Source organism: Brevibacillus gelatini (genome assembly GCF_050920745.1).
Taxonomy (GTDB): Bacteria; Bacillota; Bacilli; order Brevibacillales; family Brevibacillaceae; genus Brevibacillus; species Brevibacillus gelatini.
Window position 1 is genome coordinate 1,201,649 of the sequence record NZ_CP154342.1, and the last position, 13,921, is coordinate 1,215,569.

10 protein-coding genes are annotated in these 13,921 nt (G+C 52.3%); 5 read left to right on the forward strand and 5 right to left on the reverse strand.

Annotation, left to right across the window (positions count from 1 at the left end):
* Positions 1 to 105 precede the first annotated feature (105 nt).
* On the forward strand, positions 106 to 1,986 hold the full coding sequence (gene htpG, locus AAFJ72_RS06080) for a molecular chaperone HtpG (protein WP_432776427.1): 1,881 nt from the start codon (positions 106 to 108) through the stop codon (positions 1,984 to 1,986).
* Positions 1,987 to 2,068: 82 nt separating this feature from the next.
* Here htpG and AAFJ72_RS06085 read toward each other — a convergent pair whose 3' ends face one another.
* Positions 2,069 to 2,698, reverse strand: a complete 630-nt coding sequence (locus tag AAFJ72_RS06085) for a DUF5701 family protein (protein WP_432776428.1) — start codon at positions 2,696 to 2,698, stop codon at positions 2,069 to 2,071.
* Positions 2,699 to 2,886: 188 nt separating this feature from the next.
* On the opposite strand from AAFJ72_RS06085, the gene AAFJ72_RS06090 reads away from it, so the two are divergent.
* The gene (locus AAFJ72_RS06090; protein ID WP_432776429.1) at positions 2,887 to 3,591 is read left to right on the forward strand and encodes a MerR family DNA-binding transcriptional regulator; all 705 of its coding nucleotides are present in this window, start codon (positions 2,887 to 2,889) and stop codon (positions 3,589 to 3,591) included.
* Positions 3,592 to 3,633: 42 nt separating this feature from the next.
* Here the strand turns inward: AAFJ72_RS06090 and AAFJ72_RS06095 are convergent, their stop codons facing one another.
* The 3 genes from AAFJ72_RS06095 to AAFJ72_RS06105 form a co-directional block, all read right to left on the reverse strand.
* Positions 3,634 to 4,464 (reverse strand): putative bifunctional diguanylate cyclase/phosphodiesterase, encoded by an 831-nt coding sequence (locus AAFJ72_RS06095; RefSeq protein WP_432776430.1) that lies wholly within the window; start codon positions 4,462 to 4,464, stop codon positions 3,634 to 3,636.
* 145 nt (positions 4,465 to 4,609) lie between these two features.
* Positions 4,610 to 5,326, reverse strand: a complete 717-nt coding sequence (locus tag AAFJ72_RS06100; protein ID WP_122904985.1) for a response regulator transcription factor — start codon at positions 5,324 to 5,326, stop codon at positions 4,610 to 4,612.
* 147 nt (positions 5,327 to 5,473) lie between these two features.
* The gene (locus AAFJ72_RS06105) at positions 5,474 to 8,416 is read right to left on the reverse strand and encodes a response regulator (RefSeq protein ID WP_432776431.1); all 2,943 of its coding nucleotides are present in this window, start codon (positions 8,414 to 8,416) and stop codon (positions 5,474 to 5,476) included.
* Positions 8,417 to 8,513: 97 nt separating this feature from the next.
* On the opposite strand from AAFJ72_RS06105, the gene AAFJ72_RS06110 reads away from it, so the two are divergent.
* Both AAFJ72_RS06110 and AAFJ72_RS06115 read left to right on the forward strand, forming a co-directional pair.
* Positions 8,514 to 8,840 carry a hypothetical protein gene (locus AAFJ72_RS06110; RefSeq protein WP_432776432.1) on the forward strand — a complete coding sequence of 109 codons (327 nt, stop codon included), beginning with the start codon at positions 8,514 to 8,516 and terminating at the stop codon, positions 8,838 to 8,840.
* 55 nt (positions 8,841 to 8,895) lie between these two features.
* A complete protein-coding gene (locus AAFJ72_RS06115; protein ID WP_432776433.1) occupies positions 8,896 to 10,497 on the forward strand; it encodes a sigma-54 interaction domain-containing protein in 1,602 nt (533 codons plus the stop codon).
* Between the two features lie 95 nt (positions 10,498 to 10,592).
* On the opposite strand, the gene AAFJ72_RS06120 is transcribed toward AAFJ72_RS06115, so the two are convergent.
* On the reverse strand, positions 10,593 to 11,963 hold the full coding sequence (locus AAFJ72_RS06120) for an amino acid permease (RefSeq protein WP_432776434.1): 1,371 nt from the start codon (positions 11,961 to 11,963) through the stop codon (positions 10,593 to 10,595).
* A 789-nt stretch (positions 11,964 to 12,752) separates the two neighbouring features.
* On the opposite strand from AAFJ72_RS06120, the gene AAFJ72_RS06125 reads away from it, so the two are divergent.
* Positions 12,753 to 13,898, forward strand: coding sequence for an iron-containing alcohol dehydrogenase (locus tag AAFJ72_RS06125; RefSeq protein WP_432776435.1), 1,146 nt, complete (start codon positions 12,753 to 12,755; stop codon positions 13,896 to 13,898).
* Positions 13,899 to 13,921 lie beyond the last annotated feature (23 nt).

A 13,921-nucleotide genomic window follows, 5' to 3' on the forward strand; every position in this document is an offset into this window, starting at 1 on the left:
ATATTGACAGAAAAATCTAGGACTGCTATAAAAAATAGTGGATAGCACTCACCTTGCTAGAGTGCTAACAAGTGGACCGTGCAAAACAAGAAGGGAGAATGTTCGATGGAAAAAAAGCAGTTCCAGGCAGAATCCACGCGACTGTTGGAAATGATGATCCATTCCATTTACACGCAAAAAGAAATTTTTCTGCGTGAGCTGATTTCCAATGCGAGCGACGCGATTGATAAAATCTACTACAAATCGCTGACCGATCCTCAGCTCGTTTTCGATAAAGACAATTACTTCATTAAAATTACCATCGACAAAGATGCCCGCGAGCTGACGATTACCGATACAGGGATCGGTATGACCGCCGAAGAGCTGGAAACCAATCTGGGCGTGATCGCGAAAAGCGGCTCGCTCGCCTTCAAAAAAGAAATCGAAGCGCAGGATGGCTACAACATCATCGGGCAATTCGGGGTGGGCTTCTACTCCGCTTTCATGGTCGCCGATGTCGTGACCGTTATCAGCAAGGCTCTCGGGGCAGAGCAAGGCTACAAATGGCAGTCCAGCGGCGCAGACGGCTATACCATCGAGCCGTATGACAAAGAGACGGTCGGTACCACGATCATTCTCAAAATCAAGGAAAACACCGAAGAAGAGCGCTACGATGAGTTTCTGGAAGAGTATCGCTTAAGAGCGATCATCAAAAAATACTCGGACTTCATCCGCTACCCGATCAAAATGGACGTCACCACCCACAAGCCAAAAGAGGGTAGCGACAAAGAATTTGAGGAAGTGCGCGAAGAACAGGTCATCAACAGCATGGTACCGATCTGGCGCAAAAACAAAAGCGAGCTGACGGATGAAGATTACGAGCAGTTTTACGCAAGCAAGCACTACGGCTTTGACAAGCCGCTTTCGCACATCCACGTCAGCGCAGACGGAGCCGTCGTCTATCAGGCGATTTTGTACATCCCGGAGAGCATTCCGTTTGACTACTACACCAAAGAGTACGAAAAAGGGCTGGAGCTGTATGCCAATGGTGTCCTCATCATGAACAAATGCGCAGACCTGCTGCCAGACTACTTCAGCTTCGTCAAAGGGATGGTCGATTCGGAGAGCCTGTCCCTCAACATTTCCCGCGAGATGCTGCAGCACGACCGCCAGTTGAAGCTGATCGCAAAAAACATCGCCAGCAAAATCAAGGGCCAACTGCAAAGCATGCAAAAGAACGAGCGGGAGAAGTACGAGAAGTTTTATCAGGCGTTTGGCCGCCAGCTCAAGTACGGTGTGTACAGCGACTTCGGCACGCATAAGGAGACGCTGCAAGACCTGTTGATGTTCTACTCCTCGAAGGAGAAAAAGCTGGTGACGCTCGCCGAGTACGTGGAGAGAATGCCGGATGACCAAAAATACATTTACTACGCAACCGGAGAATCCAACGAGCGCATCGAAAAGCTGCCGCAGACCGAGCTTGTTGCCGACAAAGGCTACGAAATTTTGTACTTCACGGAAGACATTGACGAGTTTGCGATCAAAATGATGCGCACCTACAAAGAAAAAGAGTTCCGTTCCGTCTCCAGTGCGGATTTGGGTATCGAAGCGGACGATTCGGACAAGTCGGCAGACGCAGAAAACGCGGAGAACCAGGAACTGTTCGCGTACATGAAAAGCCTGCTCGAAGGAAAAGTCACCAGCGTAAAAGCGTCCAAGCGGCTGAAATCCCATCCGGTTTGCCTGTCCAGCGAAGGCGATGTCACCATTGAGATGGAAAAAGTGCTGAACGCCATGCCGAACAGCCAGGGCGTCAAAGCGCAGAAGGTGCTGGAAATCAACGTCAACCACAACGTGTTCCAGTCGCTCAAGACTGCTTTTGCCGAGGACAAGGAAAAAGTAAACCTGTACACCGCCCTGCTCTACAATCAGGCATTGCTGATCGAAGGCTTGCCGATTGAAGACCCGGTCCAGTTTACAAACGACATTTGCAAAATTATGGTGTAACCGCGCAAGCGAGCAACAGATCATGCGCGGAAAGCACGCACGAAAAGGGATGCACAAGCAGCATCCCTTTTCATTTGCGTGCCTAGCCGATCCCGATGCGTCCCTGGCAGGAGGCAGAGCCAAGCCACGTATGCGGATTGCCCGCCCAGCACCAGCCGAGCTTCGGCTTGCCCTGGCTGATCCACAGGGCGGTTACGCGGCGATCGCCACAGCGGGAGCCGAGCAGCGAAAAGCCGTTGTTTTTTCGCAGCAGGTCGGGAAAATGGGTAATCAGGGCAATCCCTTCCTCCACGGTCAGCGGCGAGCGTCCTTGCTCCAGCAGCCGGGGCAGGGCGTCGTTCGGCGTAACATTGAGCGTCTGTCGCCCTGTATCAATGTCGAACAGCAGATAGACCATTCCGGCAGGCAGTTCGATGCCGGCAATCGGCTGGAAGCGGCGCAAATCTTCGTCATCCATGACGCTAAAGCCCGCCTTTTGTTGCCGTTCAACGAGCTGAATGGCGCGGCCGCAGTCGACCCATTCGCTTTTCACGACGAGAACAAACGGGGCGTAGCCTTCTGTCGCTTCCCGCCCGCCCGTTGCAAGAGCGGCAGCCTTTTCCTTTAGCGGCTCCACGTACTTCCGGAAGTCTGTCTCTGTCAGATTGAGCATGTCAGGATAGCCTTTTGCCACGAGGGTAGCAACTTGACGATCGAACTCCGTTTCAAACATGCAGCGAATCTCCTCCTTCAACTTTGAGCAAAAGGGTAGTTGCTCTATCCTTTCTAAGCTTACAACATTGGCGCTAATTCCAATGTTAGAATGAATTTGCTTCTGAAAAACATGCAGTCTCTCGCAAAAACTTTATAAGTATGCTTTAATCTTGGGAAAAGGAAATAGCAGAGGGGAGTCGCTGACAGATGCGGCCGATTGACATAGCCAGAAAGCTGAAACTGAGCACAAGCGCCCTGCGAAACTACGAAGCGCAAGGACTCGTTCCTCCGGCGGAGCGGTCTGAAAGCGGCTATCGTCTGTATACGGACGTGCATGCGGCCTATTTTGCCTGTATTAAGGCGATGTCGCCGGGGTTCGGGATGGAAGTGACCGCCGAAGTGCTGCGGCACGTACAGGCCGGACAGCTCGATGCGGCGTTTTGGCGGGTGAATGAGGTGCAAGCACAATTGCAGCAGGACAAAAAGCTGGCAGAGCGCAATGTGCAAATGCTCGAAGAAGCAGCAGGGAAACAAGCGGAACATGGCGTGGCCGGGAAGTGGCTGACGATCAAGGATGCCGCCAGCGTGACAGGACTTCCCAGCTCTACGATTCGCCATTGGGAAAAAACCGGGCTGATTACGACCGTGCGCGATCCGAAAAACGGCTATCGGCTGTTCAACCGTTCGCACATTCACAAAATCATGCTGCTGCGAACGTTGCGTGCGCAGGTGTACTCGCTCTCCGTCGTAGAGCTGAAAAACGCCATTGCCGAGATGAAGGAAGAAGATGTGCAGGAGGCGCGAAAAATTGCCATGGAAACCTTGCATTATTTGCATCAGGTCAATTGCTGGCAAATGAGCGGCGTCCATGCGCTGTACGACCTGTGTCGTGTGCTGAAGCTGGTTGAATAAGGGGGGAGATTCCTGGGCAGACGAAGTCTGGCAACCGGGATGCTAAAATATGTTTTCCTGCTTCCATTTTAACTTGCGAAAAAACAGCGGCAGCTCCTGTTCATGCAGTGGCTTGCTCAGCAAATAGCCTTGGACAAAATCGCACTTCCATTTTTGCAAGGTATGGAGTTGCTCGTACGTTTCGATGCCTTCTGCGACGACCGTGAACCCCAGCTTTCGCGCCAGAGAAATGATCCATTCGACGAGCACGGTCCCTTCGAAATGATTGTTGATGTGTGACACAAACGAGCGGTCGATTTTGATCGTGGAGAGGGGGAGTGTCGTGATGTATTCAAGCGTGGAGTATTCCGTCCCGAAATCATCCAGAACAATTTTGATGCCGTGGTGGGCAAATTTTTTCAGGGAGTCGATCCGTCTGTCCTTGAGCGAGATGCGGTCCCGTTCCGTCAGCTCCAGCTCCAGCGATTGGGGAGAGAGCGCGGTTTTACGCAATATGCGGCACACGCGATCGAAAAAAAGGGAGTCTTGCAATTGCAGGCCCGACAAATTGACAGACATGACGGAATTGGGCATGTACTTTTCCTGAATGTGCTTGTTCTGTTCACAAGCAGTCTGGATTACCCAGTCTCCGATGGAATAAATCAGGCCTGTTTCCTCGGCGAGCGGGATAAATTCTCCGGGGGAAATCGGTCCGTAGATCGGATGATGCCATCTGAGCAATGCCTCGAAGCCGCGCACGTTGCCGGAGACGGTCTCAAATAGGGGCTGGTAGTGCAAGGAAAGCTGCTGCTGTCGCAACGCCTCCTGCAAATCATTGGCCAGTCTCAGCTTGTGCTCCATGTCCTCGTCTGTTGCGAGCGATGTATACTCCATTTTTTACCCTCCATATACAGTCCATGCCTTCTGGGATTGATTATGCACCTGAAATATTAGATAAGTTTCTGGCTAGGTATTAGGAGAGTGTGAAATAATCTCAAAAAAACAGCACCATCCCATGCGAGATGATGCTGTTTGTCTGCTAGTTTCCGGAAATGAATTTATACCCGACACCCCAGACGGTTCGAATGTATTTCGGCTCTTTCGGATTGTCCTCGATTTTTTTGCGCAGGTTGGCGATATGGACGTCAATCGCCCGGTCTGTGACAAAGGAATCGAACCCGCGAAGCTCATAGAGCAGTTCCTCTCGACTGAACACCTTGCCTTCGTTTGTAATGAACAGGCGCATGATCTCAAATTCGGAAAACGTCGTCTCGACGTGAAACTGGTTGACGTAGATCGCCCTGCGCTCCAGGTCAATCAGAAAGGTGTTTTCCGAGCAAGGGATTGTCGTATCAGTCTGCTCTGTATTTTCTATCGAGGTGGGCTGCTGGTATTGGTGAGTTCGGCGAATCATGGCTCCAATTTTTGCTGAAATTTCTCTGAGTGAAAAGGGCTTGCAAATGTAATCGTCCGCTCCTGCTTGCAAGGCTTCTACACGATCTGATACGTCTGTTTTCATCGAGACGATCAGGATAGGCGCGAACGAAAAACTGCGCAGTTCGCTGCACAACCGGGTACCGTTCATATCCGGCAAAATCATGTCCACAAGGAAGACATCCGGAGAAAAAGACTTCGCCAGTTCCAGACCTTTTTGTCCATGATCTGCTATTTTCACAGAATAGCCTTCCTCGGTTAAATACATGGCCAGCATTTCGCCCATAATCTGATCGTCTTCGATTATTAATAGTTTGTACATCAGATTCTTCACTCTTTCTGCGAGAAAGTTATACATAAAGATGGGAAAGAGCTAGTATATGATTCATATTTTCCTAATACTTTTCTCATATTTTAGCAAAAAAACGGGGAAAATGGACCTGCTTTCACGAAAAATGCGAAAAACTTATTAGGATAATGCTAGAGTTTCCAGCCATTCGCTGGTCAGTGCTAACACTTCGTTCAACTGCCATTCCAGCTCGCTCATACATTCTTCACAATCGCTTAGGCTTGCCCCCTGAGAAAGCAGGTCCTCCACCTTTCTTGATACGAGCAGCAATCGTTGGGCTGACAAATTGCCCGCCACGCCGCTTAAGGTGTGGACCATGCGCTGCGCTTCCTGTGTATTGCCCTCGCGGAGCGTCTTTTGCAGCCGCTGGAAAAAATCTGCATACTCGCGGGTAAACGTCCGGAGAATTTGCGTGTAGATCGGTATTTTTCCGTCCAGACGATCTAGTGCGAGAGACACATCCAGACAAGGCACAGGGATGAGCTGCTTTAACGTTTCCTTCATCTCGCCCAGATGAATCGGCTTGGTGATGACGCCGTTCATGCCCGAGCGGTAGCAATTGTCGTGCTCAGCCTGGATGACGCTCGCCGTCATGGCGATGATCGGCAGGCTCGCGTATTGCTTGTGCTGTCGAATGCGCTGCGTCGCTTCACAGCCGTCCACCTCCGGCATGTGGACGTCCATCAGAATCAGATCCCATTTTTTCGTAGGAAGAAGCTCCAGCACTTCCCGCCCGTTTTTGGCGACCGTAACGGCATAGCCTTCCCGACGCAGAAAGTCAATAGAGACCAGCCGGTTGATCTCGTTGTCTTCCGCCAGCATGATTTTGCCGCGATGCCCGGGAAACAGGACGTTCTCGGCAGGAGCGTTCTGCGCGGAAGCCGGGATGTGGGCGCTGTGCATGTCCTTGTGCTCCTGCGCTCCCCGCAGGGCACGCGCCACATCCATGCGCGTAATCGGCTTGATGAGCACGGCGTCGGGCTGGACAGCTTCTTCCAGTGAGGCAAGCTCGTCGCGTCCGTACTCGGTCGTCATGGCGATGGTCGCCGCGTTGCAGGCTTTGGCGAGCGTGTGCAGGCGCCAGAGCGACTCGACTCCGTACATGTCTTCCGCCTCCATGTCGACGAAAACAAAGCGAATCGGAGCGGATTCGTCAGCCTGCTCCAGCAGCGCAAACGCCTCTTTCCACGAGGCTGTGCAGATTGGGACAAAGTGCAAGCCGGACAGCATCTCCGCCAGACTGCTGCGCATTTGGTCATGATCCTCCACGATCAGGACGCGCTGGTTTGCGTAGCCTGCCGGAAGCAGGGAGCCGGGGCTTTCGCTGTCCTGCCATGGCGCATGCTCGAACGAAAGGGTAAAAGCGAAGCGGCTTCCCGAGCCAATCGCGCTCGTAACTTCGAGGGTCCCGCCCATCATTTCCACGAGACTGCGCGAGATGACGAGGCCCAGTCCAGTACCGCCGTATTTTCTGCTCGTCGTGCCGTCCGCTTGGGTAAACGGCTCAAACAGCTTGCTCAACTGCTCCGCTGTCATGCCAATGCCCGTATCTTCCACAGCAAAGTGCAACTTCAGGCTCTTTTCGTTTTCCTGCACGAGCGAGATGCGCAAGGCGACGTGTCCGTGCTCCGTAAACTTGATCGCGTTGTGGCACAAATTGAGCAAAATCTGCTCCAGCCGATGCTGGTCCCCGATCAGCTTGGGCAGCAATTTCGGCGGCATTTCGACGATGATCTCGATTTGCTTCCTCCCAAGGTAAATGCTCAGCATGTGCGAGAGCCGCCGGACAAAGTCGTCGAGGTCAAAGCTGGCTTTTTCCAGCACCAGCTTGCCGGCTTCGATCTTGGAAAAGTCGAGAATCTCGTTGATGAGCCGCAGCAGAACCTGGGAGGAAGAAAGAATTTTGTCCAGGTAATCTTTTTGCATCACGGTCATGACGGTTTTTTGCATCAGCTGTGACAGGCCGATGATTCCGTTTAGCGGAGTACGGATTTCGTGGCTCATCCGTGCCAGAAAATCGGTTTTGGCCTTGCTCGCTTCTTCCGCTTCTTCCTTTGCAGTCAACAACTCCGCCTGGATGCGTTGCTGCTCTTTGAGCATGATGTGCAGCAGATGGGCGAGCAGACCGACCAGAATACAAATCGACAGCCCGGTAATCACGCTGGACAGCCGCTGCACGGAGTTCAACTGGTCGAGAGCTTCACTCGTGGGCAAAACGGCCGCGATGGACCAGCCTGTAGATGCGACAGGCGCATAGCCGATGTAGTAGCTGCTGCCGTCGATGGAGGCGAGCTGCAGCCCTTTTCGACCAGCGATCATGTTCTGGGCGATTTGTCCCATGTCTCCAGAAAACTCGGTCAGCTTTTGCCGACTGACAAGCTCGGAATCGGGGTGATACATGATCGTCCCGTCCCTGGAGAGCAGAATGGCATAGCCGGATTTGCCAATGGGATAGCTGCCGAGCATCTGCGGGATGTCATCGAGTAAAATATCAATGGCGACGAAGCCCAACAGCTTTCCGTTCTCTTTCAGCTTCATGGTGCCGCTGGTGACCATTTTTTTGGTCAGGAAATCTTCGTACGGCTCAGAAAAAACCACTCCGTCCGAGCGAATGGCGTCATGGTACCAAGGCCGTTGCTGGATGGATAGGTCCTCACTCGTAAACTCGTTTGCGTTGCCAAGCATGAAGTTGCCCGCTTGACTGGAAACCCAGACAAGTTGCAGACTTTGATCCAGCTTCTGAACGCCGGACAATGCGGCTACAAGATCCGGGTAATCAGGATTGGAAAACGCATCGTCCCGCGTTTGCACGGTTTGCAGGTAGCGACGAACTGCCGGGTTGGTGCTCATTTGCTTGAGGAGAAAGCTTTTCTGGGAGAAAAAAGCGTTCATTCGTTCCGCAAGCGCCTGGCTTTGTAATGTCAGCTTCGTCTCGATCTCGTTTATCATGATCCGATTGGTTTGAGAGCGCACGATGTAGCTGGACAGAGAGAAGGCGACGACGATGATTAACAGAATGAGGATGGTCAATTTTCGGGCATGGCTGACGTGAAAAATTTTCATGTACGACCTCGCTATTTGGATGGAATCGGGAAAAGACGATACTCCATTCGGATTTTTGTGTAAAATATTGGATGATGGCAAAGGAGGGGCTGCGTGCATGTACACGTCGTTGACTGTGAAATATTTGAAAATTTCTTCTTATATCAAGCTCTGTGTAGGAGCAGGCTTTTCTCTCGGCCTGCTGATCGGGCTTTTCCAACTGGTTGTCCTGCTTTTGATGCGTGCAGTGGATCATACCGGAACAGCGGAAGCGACAAGTATCCTGGGCAGTCTGCTTCGACTCGTGGGAACAGTTTCAGCATACACGTTAGGGGCGTTGTTTTTTAGCCTTATTTCTTATTTTCCGTTTATGTTTCTGCTCAAACGTAAAAATGGCATCGCGATTGAAGGGATCTTTGATTCAGGGACGGAGCGTGTAAAATAGAAAAAAAGCGTTTCGTTCATTTAAGCAGGTCATAACATTCAGGAGAGAATCGCCCATGTATTCATTGCGTCCGACAATGACGGTTGAGGAAGCAGTTGCGTTTTTTTCGCCAGATCAAAATGAAGTACAGGAAGTGTACAGCGAAGAGGGAGAGTTTCTCGGCTATTTGACGGTGGAAGCAATCGCCCACGCGATTCATCGCGGAGAGCTGACCCGCCCGATTGCCGAGTACCTCGTGCCCAAGGTGAACCTGCCGGACCGCCAGAGGCAGGCCAGCTCGCAGGCGCAGCTTCGCTCTTTTTTTGAAAGCCCGGTCTGCCAGATTGTTTTCAATGCCCTGTACGACGGCGTCTATATTACGGACGGGGCGGGGATCACGATGTTTGTCAACCAGGCGTATCAGCGCATTACGGGCATTCGCGAGGAAGAGGTCATCGGCAAGCACATGGGCTATCTCATCAAGCAAGGCATGATTTCGGTGTCCGCCTCGTTGGAAACGATACGCACGCGAAGGCCGGTGACGCTGATCCAGACGATCCGCAACAGCCGCAAGATCATCGTCTCGGCTACCCCTGTGATGTCGCCCGCAGGCGAAGTTTTGTACGTCATCAGTAGCGTCCGGGATATTACCGAACTGATTCGCATGAAGCACGAGCTGGACAGCCAGAAGCTTCTGCACAGTGATCTGCCGCACCCGGACCAGATAGGGCTGGAGGATGTTGTGCTCGGCCCTGCTACCCGCTCGCTGTTCCGGCTGGCCGACAAGGTCGCCAAAACAGACGCGAAAATTTTGCTGCAAGGCGAGACCGGTGTGGGCAAGAGCATGATCGCCAAGTACATCCACGCACGCAGCAACCGCGCAAACGAGATTTTCATGGAGCTGAATTGTGCAGCGATTCCGGGACATCTGGTAGAGGCCGAACTGTTCGGCTACGAGCCGGGATCGTTTACAGGAGCGCTCAGGCAGGGGAAAATCGGCATTCTGGAGAGCGCTCATCGCGGCACGCTGTTTTTGGACGAGATCGGCGATTTGCCGTTGGAGCTGCAGGTGAAGCTTTTAAAGGTGGTAGAGGAAAACAAATTCATGCGCGTCGGCTCTACCGAAGTACGCCATGTGGACGTACGGATCATTGCGGCTACTCATCGCGATCTGGCTACACTCGTGCGCGAGGGCCTGTTCCGCGAGGATTTGTACTATCGGCTGAACATCGTCACCTTCGAGGTCCCTCCGCTGCGGGAGCGCAGGGAAGAGATCGTCCCGCTTTTGGAGAGGTATCTGGAAAAATTCAACGAGAAATACAACGAAGAAAAGACGATGACACTGGAATGCTTCGAGTGGCTCACCAACTACAGTTGGCCGGGAAATATCAGGGAGCTGGCCAATCTCGTAGAGCGGCTGGTGGTCACGACTTTTCACGACACGATTGACGTCGGTGATTTGCCGGGCTTTCTGCAGCAGGTGTTTCCCCAGTCAGAGCCGACGTCCTTGCGCGAAGCGGTTGCCCGTCTGGAGCGGAACATGATCGGCAAAGCCATCCGGACGCACCAGACGACCAGAGCGGCGGCAGAAGCGCTGGGAATCAGCCAAAGCGCGCTCGTGCAAAAAATGAAGAAGCTGCAGCTTCGCGTAGAGAACGAGCCGGAAGCGAGCAAATAAAAAGCATCCCGCGAACGCCTGATGCAGTCGCGGGATGCTTGTCCTTGTCATGAAACACATCGGAAGCCGGATGTGTTTTTTGGTTTGGTCGCCTGTTAGTTTTCCACTGCCTTGACCTGTTCGACTTTGGCTTTGCGCAGCTTGTAAATCACGACGAGCATGATGAACCAGACTGGAGTGATGAACAGGGCAACACGCGTATCTTCGGCAAGCGCAAGCACGACGAGAATGAACGCCAAAAAAGCGAGAATCAGGTAATTGGCGAACGGAAACAGCGGCATCTTGAACTTGCTTGCCTGTGCCAGATCAGGTCTTGTCTTGCGGTACTTCAAGTGGCAGATGACGGTAATGCCCCAGATGAACAGGAAGCAAACGGTCGAGACACTCGTAATCAGGGTGAAGACACCTTCTGGCATGACGTAGTTCAGGACAACGGCAATGAGAATGACAACCGTCGAGAAGAACAGGGCATTGGCAGGCACCTTGCGTTGGGTGAGCTTTGTCATGGACTCAGGCGCATTTTTTTCCTTGCCGAGCGAGTAGAGCATCCGGCTTGTACTGAAAATCGCGCTGTTACATGCCGACGCAGCGGAGGTCAGCACGACGAAGTTGACAATACCTGCGGCTGTTGCGATACCGATCGCGGCAAACACTTGAACAAATGGGCTCTCGGTCGGGATGATGGCGTTCCATGGGTAGATGCTCATGATGACGATGAGAGCGCCGACGTAGAAGAGCAGCACGCGAATCGGGATGTTGTTGATCGCTTTTGGAATGACGCGCTCAGGGTCTGCCGTCTCACCGGCGGTCAGCCCGACAAGCTCAATTCCGACAAAGGCGAACACGACCATCTGGAAGGAAAGCAAAAAGCCGTTGATGCCGTTCGGGAACATGCCGCCGTGGCTCCAAATATTAGCGAAGCTGGATGCGCCGGCGTTTGTCGAGAACCCTTTGATAATCATGAAGATTCCGACGAAGATCAGAGCGAGAATCGCGATGACTTTGATGAGCGCGAACCAGAATTCCATTTCCCCGAAAAGCTTGACTGTTGCCAGGTTCATGATGAGCAGAACCACGAGCGCAATCAGTCCCGGCATCCATTGCGGAATTTCAGGGAACCAGTATTGCGTATACAGTCCGACAGCCGTCAAGTCTGCCATGGCAATCGAGATCCAGCAAAACCAGTACGTCCAGCCTGTGATGAACGCTGCCATGTTGCCAAGGTAGTCTTTTACAAAGTCCACAAAAGAATGATAGTTCAGGTTGCTAAGGAGAAGTTCGCCGAGCGAGCGCATAATCAGGAAGCAAATAACCCCCGTTATCAAGTACGCAAACAGGATGGACGGGCCGGCAAGGTGAATGGATTTCCCGGCACCAAGGAACAGTCCTGTCCCGATGGCCCCGCCGATCGCGATGAGCTGAACGTGCCTGTTTTTCAGGCCCCTCGCCAATTTTTGCTGTTGCATGTGATCTCCCTCATTTCTCATGCGTTTGATTCGTTTGCGAATGATGGCAAAAAGCCAACAGCCGACAATTTGAAAAGTTTATGAAACTTTATATTTCTTATCTTAACATAGTGGACTTGCCTAAATAAATCACAAAGTTACTTCCAACGAAAAAAACGCTTACATTTTTACGTTAAGCAGAAATTTTGCGTATTTGTCGGCAGTGTTTCCTCCTTTTTCGGCGCGAATGTGAACGGCTTGTCAACTGCGAATGCACGGGCGCCTGGCGTCATTCCCGTTGAAAGCAACAAAAAAAGGAACGGGAAAAACAGGCGGGTTCCTATTTTTCTCTATCCTTTTCTCTGAGAAGCTGATTCCTGTGGTGCCAGACGACGAGTTTACTCTCTCCCGCACTATTAATGGCGTTACATATTCGCAAGCACGTTTCTGATAGTAATTTAATCTGAAAAGTTTGTCAAACAAAAATTCCTAATAAACAGATTATTTTAATCATAAAACATTTTTGATTGATGGAAGGATATGGGGGAGCGGGAGAAGGGTGATTACAAAACGAATCAAACGATGCTTTTTGATTCGTTTTGTAATCACGGCGAAAATGGAAACGGTTCCTTTTGACTGAAACAAACCGCGATTCTGAAAATGTGTCCAAAAAGTGAGCAAACGCTTGCGGCAGTTGGGGGATATTCGTTTTTGCGGGGAGGCACCCGGCGCAAATGGCGCCTGATTTTGCTCGCTTGGCACAGGAGTTGCTACTTAGCTGGCGGCATAGAGAAAGGAGAGAATGAGAACATGAACATTTCTACATTTGCTGCTGCGAACAAACTGGTCACAGGCCGGGATTCGCTGGCACTTTTGCCAGAGGAAGTTGTCCGTCTGAAAGTGACGCGTCCGCTGATTGTGACGGACAAAATTCTTACCCAGGCCGGGGTAGTTGCCCAGGTGGAAGCACTTTTGCCGATGGAGGCGGGTGTCTTCTCTGATGTAAATCCCGAGCCGGAAATCGAGATCGTCGACTTGTGTGTGCAGATGATTCGCGAAAGGGGCCACGACGGCTTGATCGCAGTCGGCGGCGGCAGTGCAATCGACATCGCCAAGGCTGCTTCCGTCATGGTGACGAATGAAGGCAGCATCGAGCAGTATTTTGGCACGAACCTGCTGAAAAAGCCGGGCTTGCCGCTGATCGCGATTCCGACCACGGCGGGGACAGGTTCAGAAGTGACGAACATCTCGATTTTGTCGGATACAAAAGAACAGGTGAAAAAGGGAATTGTAAGCCCTTACCTGCTGCCGGACGTCGCGATTGTCTCGCCTGTCATGACGCTTACTTGCCCGCCGAGTGTGACTGCTGCGAGCGGCGTGGACGCATTGGTGCATGCGGTGGAAGCCTACATTTCCAAGTTTGCCTCCCCGGTGACGGATGCGCTGGCGATTGGTGCGATGAAGCTGATTGCCGTTCACTTGCCGAAAGCATACGCTTGCCCGGACAACATCGAGGCGCGAGAAGCGATGATTACCGCGTCGCTGATGGCCGGACTTGCTTTTGGCAACGCAGGCGTAGGCGCTGTTCATGCGTTGGCCTACCCGCTCGGCGGACGGTTCCACATGGCGCATGGCGTCAGCAATTCGCTGTTGCTGCCGTACGTCATGCGGGCGAACAAGATCGCCTGCCTGGAAAAGCTCGGGGAGATCGCGCAGGCGCTCGGGGAAAACGTCGACGGACTGAACCTGGACGAAGCGGCGGAAAAAGCGATTGCTGCGATGACGCGCCTGTGCCGTTACGTGGAAATTCCGCAGTCGCTGCGCGAGTTCAACATTCCGGAATCGGCGATTGCGGAGATGGCCGAAGAGGCGATGAAGCAAACCCGCCTGTTGAAAAACAATCCACGCACTTTGCGGAAAAAAGATATTGAAGACATCTATCGAGCAGCTTACTAAAACGAGCAGCTTACTAAAAGGGG

Excerpts from the sequence above, each read along its gene's own strand:
- htpG (WP_432776427.1), top strand. The coding sequence starts at position 106 with ATGGAAAAAAAGCAGTTCCAGGCAGAATCCACGCGACTGTTGGAAATG.
- AAFJ72_RS06085 (WP_432776428.1), bottom strand. The coding sequence starts at position 2,698 with ATGTTTGAAACGGAGTTCGATCGTCAAGTTGCTACCCTCGTGGCAAAA.
- AAFJ72_RS06090 (WP_432776429.1), top strand. The coding sequence starts at position 2,887 with ATGCGGCCGATTGACATAGCCAGAAAGCTGAAACTGAGCACAAGCGCC.
- AAFJ72_RS06095 (WP_432776430.1), bottom strand. The coding sequence starts at position 4,464 with ATGGAGTATACATCGCTCGCAACAGACGAGGACATGGAGCACAAGCTG.
- AAFJ72_RS06100 (WP_122904985.1), bottom strand. The coding sequence starts at position 5,326 with ATGTACAAACTATTAATAATCGAAGACGATCAGATTATGGGCGAAATG.
- AAFJ72_RS06105 (WP_432776431.1), bottom strand. The coding sequence starts at position 8,416 with ATGAAAATTTTTCACGTCAGCCATGCCCGAAAATTGACCATCCTCATT.
- AAFJ72_RS06110 (WP_432776432.1), top strand. The coding sequence starts at position 8,514 with ATGTACACGTCGTTGACTGTGAAATATTTGAAAATTTCTTCTTATATC.
- AAFJ72_RS06115 (WP_432776433.1), top strand. The coding sequence starts at position 8,896 with ATGTATTCATTGCGTCCGACAATGACGGTTGAGGAAGCAGTTGCGTTT.
- AAFJ72_RS06120 (WP_432776434.1), bottom strand. The coding sequence starts at position 11,963 with ATGCAACAGCAAAAATTGGCGAGGGGCCTGAAAAACAGGCACGTTCAG.
- AAFJ72_RS06125 (WP_432776435.1), top strand. The coding sequence starts at position 12,753 with ATGAACATTTCTACATTTGCTGCTGCGAACAAACTGGTCACAGGCCGG.